The organism is Synechococcus sp. O70.2 (assembly GCF_047462135.1).
Lineage (GTDB): Bacteria > Cyanobacteriota > Cyanobacteriia > Thermostichales > Thermostichaceae > Thermostichus.
On record NZ_JANSIS010000004.1, the window covers coordinates 203188 to 211790 of the forward strand.

Below are 8603 nucleotides of genomic sequence, written 5' to 3' on the forward strand. Positions count from 1 at the left end.
AGCGCCCTTGCCAGAAAATCAGCAGCTTGTCCTAAAAAGCAACCCCAAGTGGGCAAAAAGGGATCCCAGCTCCGGCGGGAAAGTGCTATGACAGGATGAGCGTGAGGTGCCGCTGGGAGGGGGTCATCCGGATCCTATGGCTAGAGTCCTGCAGCTTCTGATCCAGGGTTGGTACTACTCCATCCCTCTGTTGACCTTCTCGGTTCTCTCGGTGGCTTGTTGCCTCGAGCGGGCCTTGTTCTGGTGGAAGGTTACCCATCGGCAGGAGGAGGTGGTGCGGCAAGCCCTCAGCCAGTACCGCCGCAACCCCAGGGCCGCCCAGTACCTGCTGGAGCAAAATGCCGACCTGCCCATTGCGCGCATCTTTTTGGCTGCCCTGGAGCTCAACGAAGCCAGCCCTGAGGATTTTAAACTGGCCCTTGAGACAGCCCTGGCTGCAGAGGTGCCGCTATTAAAGCGCTTCAACACTCTCTTTGACACGGTGATTACCGTTGCTCCCTTCCTGGGCCTCTTGGGCACGGTTACCGGCATCATCCAAATCCTCAGCTCCATCCAACTGGGGGATATTGGCGGCACCAATACGCAGGGGGTGGGACAAGGCATCGCCGAAGCCCTCTACTCGACGGCTTTCGGGTTGATCGTGGCTATTCCCACCTTGCTGATCTCCAATGTCTTTCGCTCTCTGTACCTGCGGCAACTCTCCAAGATCCAGGAGTACGGCGGCGAGCTGGAGTTGCTGCATCGGCAGCGGCTAGAGATGCAAGCCCAGCAGCTTCCCCAGTATTCCTACGCCAAGCCCGGCCCCAGCTCCACTCTTCCTCCCTACTCCCCGCTTGAGCCCTCCTAGCCTATGCGCATCCCAGAGGAGAACTTCAGGCCCGCCGAGATCAACATCGTGCCCTTAATCGATGTCATCTTCTCGATCTTGGTGTTTTTCGTCATCGCCAGCCTAGTGCTTACCCGGTCCGAGGCGCTCGATGTCAACTTGCCAGAGGCCTCCACAGCCGAAGCCCGCCGTCAGCCAGACGTTACGGTGAGCATCACGGCCGAAGGCCAAATTGCTGTCAACCGGCAGAAAATTGCCAATCTTGGTGCCCTGATCCCCACGGTGGAACGTATTCTGGCCGAGAAGCCGGCTGAAGGGCGGCGCTTAGTGGTCATCAACGCTGACTTGGCCCTCTCCCACGGCAAGGTGGTGGAGGTCATGGATGCTCTGCAGCGGCTGCCCAACGTCAGCCTGGCGATCGCTGCCCGCCGCCCCAACAACCGCTGACCCTCTCTTCGAGCCGGGGGTGAGGATCCTCACCCTGCTCCCAGCAGTTGGATTAGCAGCGCCTTTTGCACGTGAAGGCGATTTTCCGCCTGATCCCAAACGCGGGACTGGGATCCCTCCAAAACCTCGGCAGTAATCTCCTCCTCCCGGTGGGCGGGCAGGCAGTGGAGCACAATCGCCTCCGGATCTGCGTGTTTCATGAGCTCGGCATTGACCTGGTAGGGCAGGAAGTGGGCTTTGCGGGCTGCCGCCTGATCCTCTTGGCCCATGCTGGCCCAGACGTCGGTATAGACCACCTGGGCTCCCGCAACGGCTTCGTAGGGATCCCGCAAAACCAGCACCTGCGATCCCTGGGCCAAGGCCTGCGCTTCTGCCACCACTGCCGCGTCCGGCTCGTAGCCAGGGGGTGTGGCAACGCGGATGTGGATCCCGCTTAGAGCACAGCCCAGCAGGAGGGAATGGGCAACATTGTTGCCGTCGCCACAATAGGCCAAGGTCAGGCCTGCCAGTTGCCCGAAGTTCTCTTGAATGGTGAGCAGATCGGCCAAAACTTGGCAGGGGTGAAACTGATCCGTGAGGGCGTTGATCACGGGGATCTCGGCATACTCGGCAAAGAGCTCCAGCTCCCGCTGGTCGTAGGTGCGGATGGCAATGGCGTCCAAGTAGCGGGAGAGGACGCGGGCTGTATCCGACAGGGGCTCGCCGCGGCTTATTTGCATTGCCGCTGGCACCAAGTCCAGGGTGCTGCCCCCGCACTGGGCCATGGCAACGGTAAAGCTAACCCGGGTACGGGTGGAAGCCTTCTGAAATAGCAGTCCCAGCACTCGACCCCGCAGGTCTGCCCGGTAGGGATCCCGCTTCAGCTCCGCCGCTTGGGCCAGCAAGGCCGCCAGCTCCGCCGGGCTCAGGTCGCTGAGTTTGAGCAGATCCCGTCCGGCCAAGTTCAAATTCATGGATCCTCCCCTCCTTGCCTACCCTACCTGCCGAGAATAAGGCCTTTCCTACCCAGGGTTAGCACCGGCTACCGAGAAGAGGAACGAGCAACACTGGGAGCCTTTTGCTGGCGGGCCGCAATTTGGGCCTGGAGGGCGCGAATAGCAGCCGCGTACTGCGGATCAGCGGCAGTGGCTACCAGTTCGCGGTTCTTGCTGAGGCGCTTCAGATCTGCTTCCGACAGCTCCACCACAATGTCGGGGGTGAGGCCCTTTTGGTCAATCTCGGTGCCCTTGGGAGTGCGGTAGCGGGCAATGGTGACTGCCAACCCCGACCCGTCGGAGAGGGGATGCACCGACTGCACCAGGCCCTTGCCAAAGGTTGGCGTGCCAACAATCACAGCGCGCCGGTTATCTTGCAAGGCGCCGGAGAGGATCTCGCTGGCGCTGGCAGAACCCCCATCCACCAAGACTGCCAAAGGCTTGTCGGTGAGGGCGCTGTTGTTGGCCACAAGGCGATCCTGCTCCCCTTGCCGATTCACCGTCGAGACAATGCTCCCCCGATTGATCCACATGCGCGCAATTTCGGCACTGGCGTGGAGCAGCCCCCCAGGATTGGCCCGCAGATCCAGCACGTAGCCAGCCACCCCTTGTTTTTCTAGGTCGCGAATGGCCTGGCGCACCTTTTCGGCGGCGTTGCCGGAAAATTGGGTGATGCGGATATAGCCAATGAGCAGGCCATTTTCTTTGCGAGCCTCGTGGCGTACTGTAGCTAGCTCAATTCTCTCCCGCACCAAGTCAAACACCTTCAGCCCTTCTCCCTCGCGGCGAATGGTTAGCCGCACCCGGGTGCCTGGCTCACCGCGAATGAGGCTGACGGCAGTATTGGTGTCCATGCCCTCGGTGGATCTGTCGTCGATACGCACGATAACGTCCTTGGACTTGATCCCAGCGCGATCGGCAGGGGATCCCTCAATTGGCGAGATCACAACCAGCTCATTGGTCTCCTGATCCACACCCAGCGTGATCCCCACGCCGGTCAGCTCCCCCGAGGTGTCGATCTGCATGCTGGCAAACTGCTCCGGATCCAAGAAGCGGGTGTAGGGATCGTTGAGCTTCTTGAGGGCCTCGCGAATGGCCTTGTAGGCCTCCTCGCGGGTGGCATATTCTCTGCTGAGCAGCTCGCGGCGCACCGCTTCCCAGTCGACGGAGTTAAAGGAAGGATCGACGTACTCCCGATTGACAATCTGCCAAACTTCGTCCACCACTTCTTTGGGATCCCGGCGAAACCCCGCCCAACCTGGCATGGATAGCTGCACGCCAACCAACGACACGGCTGTAACCACGGCAGCCGTTGCACTCACCACAAACCCCCGCTTTCTCATTGACCCTCCTGGAAAACACGGTACTGGTTGAAGATGGGCTGGGTTTCGCCAGACTAGGATCCTCTAGGGGCAGCTAGCAGTGCCCAAATTCTGATAGGCTGCTGAGAGTGCTGCCCAGTTTTGCCCAAGCTAGCATAGGGATTCTGGCAAGGCTGCTCCCAGGATCCCATTAGGTTGGAACTTTTTGTAGCCTTTTGGGTTGGGTTTTGTTGCCTCTCTGCCCATGTCTCGTGGAGCTCCTGCAAGAACTGCCAACTCCTCCCTGCTAGTCCAGGTGCAGACGGCTCGAGCTGCCGCCCAGCGCACAGCCACCTTGCCCACTGAGGTTCGGGATGCGGCTCTCGAGGCCATGGCCACAGCTTTACTGGAACAGCAAGAGGCCATCCTAGCGGCCAATCGGGAAGATCTGGAGCGGGCAGCGGAGCAGGTTAAAAGGGGGGAGTTGTCGGCTGCGGCCTATGCCCGCCTAAAGTTGGATGCCCACAAGTTGGCGGAGATGGTAGCCGGAGTCCAGCAGGTGAGGCGGCTGCCCGACCCGGTAGGGCGATCCCTCCTCATCCGCGAGCTGGACGAGGGGCTGGTGCTGGAGCGGCGCACCTATCCCCTGGGAGTGCTAGGCGTCATCTTTGAGTCGCGGCCCGACGCCCTGGTGCAAATTGCTGCCCTAGCAGTCAAGACGGGCAACAGCGTCCTGCTCAAAGGCGGATCGGAGGCGCTCTGCTCCTGCCAAGCGTTGATGGCCGCGCTGCAGGCGGGGCTGCGGCAAGTTCCCGACTTTCCTAGGGGATCTTTGCAGTTGCTCACCCGTCGCGAGGAGATTAAAGAGCTGCTGCAACTGGAAGGTCTGGTGGACCTAATCATTCCCCGCGGCTCCAGCAGCTTTGTCCGCTACATTATGGAGAATACCCGCATCCCGGTTCTGGGCCATGCGGATGGGCTGTGCCACCTGTACGTGGATCGGGCTGCTGATGTGGACATGGCGGTGAGGCTAACCCTAGATAGCAAAACCCAGTACCCTGCCGCCTGCAACGCTATCGAGACCCTATTAGTCCATGCAGAGATTGCTCCCCGGTTTTTGCCTCTGGCCGTGCAAGCGCTGCGCGAGAAAGGGGTAGAGTTGCGCGGGGATCCCCGCTGCCGCGAGCTGGTGCCCGATCTGATCCCGGCCACTGAAGCTGACTGGAGCACTGAGTACGCCGACTTGATTCTAGCCATTAAAATGGTGGATTCCCTCGACGAGGCCATTGCCCACATCCAACAGTACGGATCCCGGCACACCGAGGCCATCGTGACCGAAGATGCCGTCGCTGCCCAGCGCTTTCTCGACGAAGTGGACGCAGCAGGGGTCTTTCACAACGCCTCCACCCGCTTTGCCGATGGCTTTCGCTACGGCTTTGGGGCAGAAGTGGGCATTAGCACCCAAAAGCTGCCACCCCGGGGCCCGGTAGGCTTGGAAGGCCTAGTAACCTACCGCTACCAACTGCGGGGGCGAGGCCATCTTGTAGCTGACTATACCGGCCCTCAGGCCCGTCCCTTCCTGCATCGGGATCGCTTAAACGTTACCGGCTTAGCCTAGAAGGGATCCCCTTGACCAGCTGGGTTGTCTTAACTTTTTTGGCTAAAAGTTGAGGTAAATTTTTAAAAGGTGGCCTTATGCGGCGCTTCTGGATTGGCCCTGTGCAGGCTGGACTTCTGTCCTCTCGCTAAGGAGCTTCACGGTTTTATGCCCGTTCGTCTGTACGTTGGAAATCTGCCGGCAGAGGTAGATCGCGAGGCCCTGGAGAAGCTCTTCAGATCTGCAGGTGAGGTCATTTCCACCAAGGTCATTCGGGATCGGAAGACCGGCAAGTGCCGCGGCTTTGGTTTTGTTACGGTAAGCACTGAGGAACAGGCGCAGCAGTATATCGAGAAATTCAACGGCCACAGCTTTGGCGACGTCAACTTGCGCATTGAACTTGCCCAGCCGCGCGAGAAACGGGAAGGTGCCGAAGCCAAAGCAGCAGTCTCCCCTTCCCCCGCCAAGGACTCCGCCCGGGAACCGGCCAAAGGTTCCAAAACGGCAGGGGAGAAGTCTACTTCAGGCAAGAAGCAGCGCCAGCGTGTCAAGGCGGGCCCTGAGGCAAAAGAGGCTGTTGAGCCGGATCCCCGCTGGGCCAGCCAGTTGCAGCGGATCAAGGAGCAGCTTTTGCAAGCCACCCACTCCTAACCCCCCGAAGGGGTGGTAGACAGGGCTGCCGCCTGGGCTTAGCCTAATAAAAGCTTGTACTCGAGGGGGAGTTGGGATGGGAAGTCTGGCGAGGGCTTTTGGCAGGTGGGGACAAGGGCTGGCCAAGCTCGGCCTGCTCGGCATGCTCCTAGTTTGGCTGGGAATGAGCGGCACGGCACCTGTTGTCTTTGCAGCTCCGGCAGAGCTAGAAAAGCAGGTGCTGGAGATCATCCGCAAGAATCCGCAGGTGATCCTGGAGGCCGTGCAGGAGTACCAGCAGCGGCAGTATGAAGAGCAGCAGCGGCAACAGCAGAAGCTAGCAGAAGAGTTTGGCCGGCAGTTGCGGCAGAACCCCCGCGCTGTCATTGGCGATTCCCCCAGAACCGGCTCCGAGTCCTTGCGGCTAGTTTTGGTGGAGTTTTCCGACTTTCAGTGTCCCTTCTGTGCCCGTGCCCATCAGACTCTGAAGGAGTTCATGGCTAGACATGGGGACGAGGTAACCTTGGTGTACAAGCACCTGCCCTTGACCAGCATTCACCCTGAGGCGATGGCGGCAGCGCGCGCCGCTTGGGCTGCTCACCGCCAGGGCAAGTTTTGGGAGTTCCACGACGAGCTGTTTGCCAACCAGTCCCAGCTGGGGGAGGAATTTTACGTAGCTACAGCCCAAAAGCTGGGCTTGAACGTGGAGAAGTTCAATCGGGATCGGCGCAGCCGGGCGGCAGAGCGGGCTGTACAGCGAGACATGGATCTGGCCTCTCAACTGGGCATCAGCGGTACCCCCCATTTCATCTTGAACGGCATTGCCTTCTCGGGGGCTCAGCCTTTGGAAGTGTTTGAGCAGACGCTGCAACAGGCCAAGCAGGCTCGCTAGGACTCCACCCCTGTCTCCCTCTCACGGCACGGCAGGCCTGAAGGGGGAGCATTTACTTCACCGGCAAAATGCGGGCATCAAACCCCGCCTCGGCTAGGCTGCGCCGCGCTCGTTCGGCATTGGCCCGCTGCCGGTAGGTGCCCACCTGAATCACTGAGCCGCGCACAAAGGCATTGGGGGCAAACTGCCGCACCTTGGGCAGCGCCTCTTCGCCAGCCTGAACCACCACCCAAAACCCGGCCGAGCTAGCCTCAGGCAAGGAGGGAGGAGAGTCCCGAACCAGGATAGGTTGGGAGCGGCGCAGGTCAGCGGGAAAGATCCCTGCCTTGTAGCCGTGGCTAGCTAGGTAGCGCACTTGCTCGCTGGCCGTTGCCAGATCGGCAAAGCCGCCGGTGCGCACAACCCGCCGGCTGTCGTAGATTAGGGGCAGGGATCCCGGCAGCAGGTGCTCCAAAGCAGCCAATTTTTCGCCGCTGGGATCGGCCACCAACACCCAATAGCGTTCCCCTTGGGCAGGCTCCTCAGGTGGTGAAGCGGCATTCTCTTCTGCCAGCGACACGACCACTGCCGGCAAGCCCTGAGCAGTCAGCCAGCGGGCCTGTTCCTGCGCCAGTGATAGGCGAGAGAAAGTCCCCGTCTGTAGGGCAGGCTGGCCGCGGTAACGCACCTCTATAGCCTGGGGAAAGAAGCGGCGCACCCGCTCCTCCAGCCGTGGATCTCTGCTGGGGTTGGGCACTTGGGTGGCAAAGGGCCGCTGCGGGTCGAAAGGAGGAGCCGTTGGCGGGGCAAGAAAGGCCGGCAGCAGGGGTGGATCCCTGTCTTGGCGGCTCACCACCCGCACGGGCAGCCCTAGCTGTTCCAACTCGGCCTGGCGGCGTTGGGCGTGGCTGCGGTTGACAAACGTTCCCGCCAGAATGAAGACCTGGCCATCCCCCTGCACAAAATAGGCATCCGGCACCTGCCTGCGCACCTGAGCTAAGGCTTCTGGTCGCTCAGCCAGGACATGGACTTGGTAACGGATTAGGGCAAAGGCAGGCGGCAGGGCAAGGAGACTAGCCACCAGGGAGCTGCCCCACCAAGCCGCCATTGTCAGCCTTGGCCAAGCCCTGCTAGGCAAGAGACTAGTCTCTCCCCCCCACCTAGCCCACTGTTGGTCTCTCCTTTGGCGGCAGTGGCGCAGCCCAGCGTTCACAGGAGAAGCGCAATGAGGTCTACCTCCAGTATAGTGAGGAGGATTTGGCAACGCTTGCTGCCTGCACTCCCTAGAAGCGACGGCGACGGTAGCTGTAGCGACGCGGGACAGCAGGGGCAGGGGATCCTCCCAGGGAAAAGCGAATGATCTCAGTCTTGTAGGGTTGGGAGCCTTCCGTGTAGCGGGCAAGCTGAATGGCGGATCCCTGGCCAGAGGGAAGAGCTGGCAGAGAGGAATCTGGCCAAGCAGCTTCGAGGGCGATGAAAAACTGCGAGCGCAGCAGCACCTCCCAGGGGGAAAGGGGCTTGGTTTGCTCGGGCACCAGGCGGCCTAGCGCAATCTGAAGACGCGGCCCCCCTTGCCGGGATCTCCAGAGCTGACGCGCCAAACTCCCCAGGGACGCCTGCTCAGAGGCTCGGACCAGCAGCTTCAGTCCCCTCAGGGGGTTGAGGCTGTAGGTAAGTAGGAGAGAGTACATCGGCAGCCAGCCAGCGGAGGAGCGTTTTGAAGTAAGCTCAAAAAGGATCTCTAGGCTCACTGTAGCACTGCCATTTGGCTATCTAACTCCGGCGATGGCGGCAATCCTCGAGCAGCGCTGGCTATTCCAGCCTGAGGACCAGCCAAGGGCGCGCCAGTTGGCGGAGGCGGTGGGGATTTCGCCTCTGCTGGCTCAGATCCTGCTCAACCGCGGCCTCCGCAGCCCTGCCGAGGTTCGCCACTACCTGCAGCCGGATCCCTCCTGCC

9 protein-coding genes are annotated in these 8603 nt (G+C 60.9%); 5 read left to right on the forward strand and 4 right to left on the reverse strand.

The genetic code is table 11. From position 1 onward, the window contains the following. Positions 1–160 precede the first annotated feature (160 nt). Both NW812_RS06560 and NW812_RS06565 read left to right on the forward strand, forming a co-directional pair. Positions 161–847 (forward strand): MotA/TolQ/ExbB proton channel family protein, encoded by a 687-nt coding sequence (locus NW812_RS06560; RefSeq protein ID WP_414395161.1) that lies wholly within the window; start codon positions 161–163, stop codon positions 845–847. 3 nt (positions 848–850) lie between these two features. Beyond that, the gene (locus NW812_RS06565) at positions 851–1273 is read left to right on the forward strand and encodes an ExbD/TolR family protein (protein ID WP_414395132.1); all 423 of its coding nucleotides are present in this window, start codon (positions 851–853) and stop codon (positions 1271–1273) included. Positions 1274–1302: 29 nt separating this feature from the next. On the opposite strand, the gene argF is transcribed toward NW812_RS06565, so the two are convergent. Both argF and ctpC read right to left on the reverse strand, forming a co-directional pair. Further along, positions 1303–2220 carry an ornithine carbamoyltransferase gene (argF, locus tag NW812_RS06570; protein WP_414395162.1) on the reverse strand — a complete coding sequence of 306 codons (918 nt, stop codon included), beginning with the start codon at positions 2218–2220 and terminating at the stop codon, positions 1303–1305. A gap of 74 nt (positions 2221–2294) precedes the next feature. Continuing rightward, complete coding sequence (ctpC, locus tag NW812_RS06575; protein ID WP_414395134.1) at positions 2295–3590, reverse strand: carboxyl-terminal processing protease CtpC; 1296 nt, start codon at positions 3588–3590, stop codon at positions 2295–2297. A gap of 223 nt (positions 3591–3813) precedes the next feature. Between ctpC and NW812_RS06580 the strand changes: the two genes are divergently transcribed. From NW812_RS06580 to NW812_RS06590, 3 genes are all read left to right on the forward strand, one after another. Further along, on the forward strand, positions 3814–5166 hold the full coding sequence (locus tag NW812_RS06580; RefSeq protein ID WP_414395136.1) for a glutamate-5-semialdehyde dehydrogenase: 1353 nt from the start codon (positions 3814–3816) through the stop codon (positions 5164–5166). 147 nt (positions 5167–5313) lie between these two features. Further along, entirely contained in the window at positions 5314–5796 is a 483-nt protein-coding gene (locus tag NW812_RS06585) for an RNA recognition motif domain-containing protein (RefSeq protein WP_414395138.1), read from the forward strand. A 76-nt stretch (positions 5797–5872) separates the two neighbouring features. Beyond that, complete coding sequence (locus NW812_RS06590; protein WP_414395140.1) at positions 5873–6667, forward strand: DsbA family protein; 795 nt, start codon at positions 5873–5875, stop codon at positions 6665–6667. Positions 6668–6719: 52 nt separating this feature from the next. On the opposite strand, the gene NW812_RS06595 is transcribed toward NW812_RS06590, so the two are convergent. Both NW812_RS06595 and NW812_RS06600 read right to left on the reverse strand, forming a co-directional pair. Continuing rightward, positions 6720–7727: an SPOR domain-containing protein gene (locus NW812_RS06595; RefSeq protein ID WP_414395142.1), complete on the reverse strand. Its 1008-nt coding sequence runs from the start codon at positions 7725–7727 to the stop codon at positions 6720–6722. A gap of 202 nt (positions 7728–7929) precedes the next feature. Next, a complete protein-coding gene (locus NW812_RS06600) occupies positions 7930–8337 on the reverse strand; it encodes a hypothetical protein (protein WP_414395143.1) in 408 nt (135 codons plus the stop codon). Positions 8338–8603 lie beyond the last annotated feature (266 nt).

Excerpts from the sequence above, each read along its gene's own strand:
- NW812_RS06565 (WP_414395132.1), top strand. The coding sequence starts at position 851 with ATGCGCATCCCAGAGGAGAACTTCAGGCCCGCCGAGATCAACATCGTG.
- ctpC (WP_414395134.1), bottom strand. The coding sequence starts at position 3,590 with ATGAGAAAGCGGGGGTTTGTGGTGAGTGCAACGGCTGCCGTGGTTACA.
- NW812_RS06580 (WP_414395136.1), top strand. The coding sequence starts at position 3,814 with ATGTCTCGTGGAGCTCCTGCAAGAACTGCCAACTCCTCCCTGCTAGTC.
- NW812_RS06585 (WP_414395138.1), top strand. The coding sequence starts at position 5,314 with ATGCCCGTTCGTCTGTACGTTGGAAATCTGCCGGCAGAGGTAGATCGC.
- NW812_RS06590 (WP_414395140.1), top strand. The coding sequence starts at position 5,873 with ATGGGAAGTCTGGCGAGGGCTTTTGGCAGGTGGGGACAAGGGCTGGCC.
- NW812_RS06600 (WP_414395143.1), bottom strand. The coding sequence starts at position 8,337 with ATGTACTCTCTCCTACTTACCTACAGCCTCAACCCCCTGAGGGGACTG.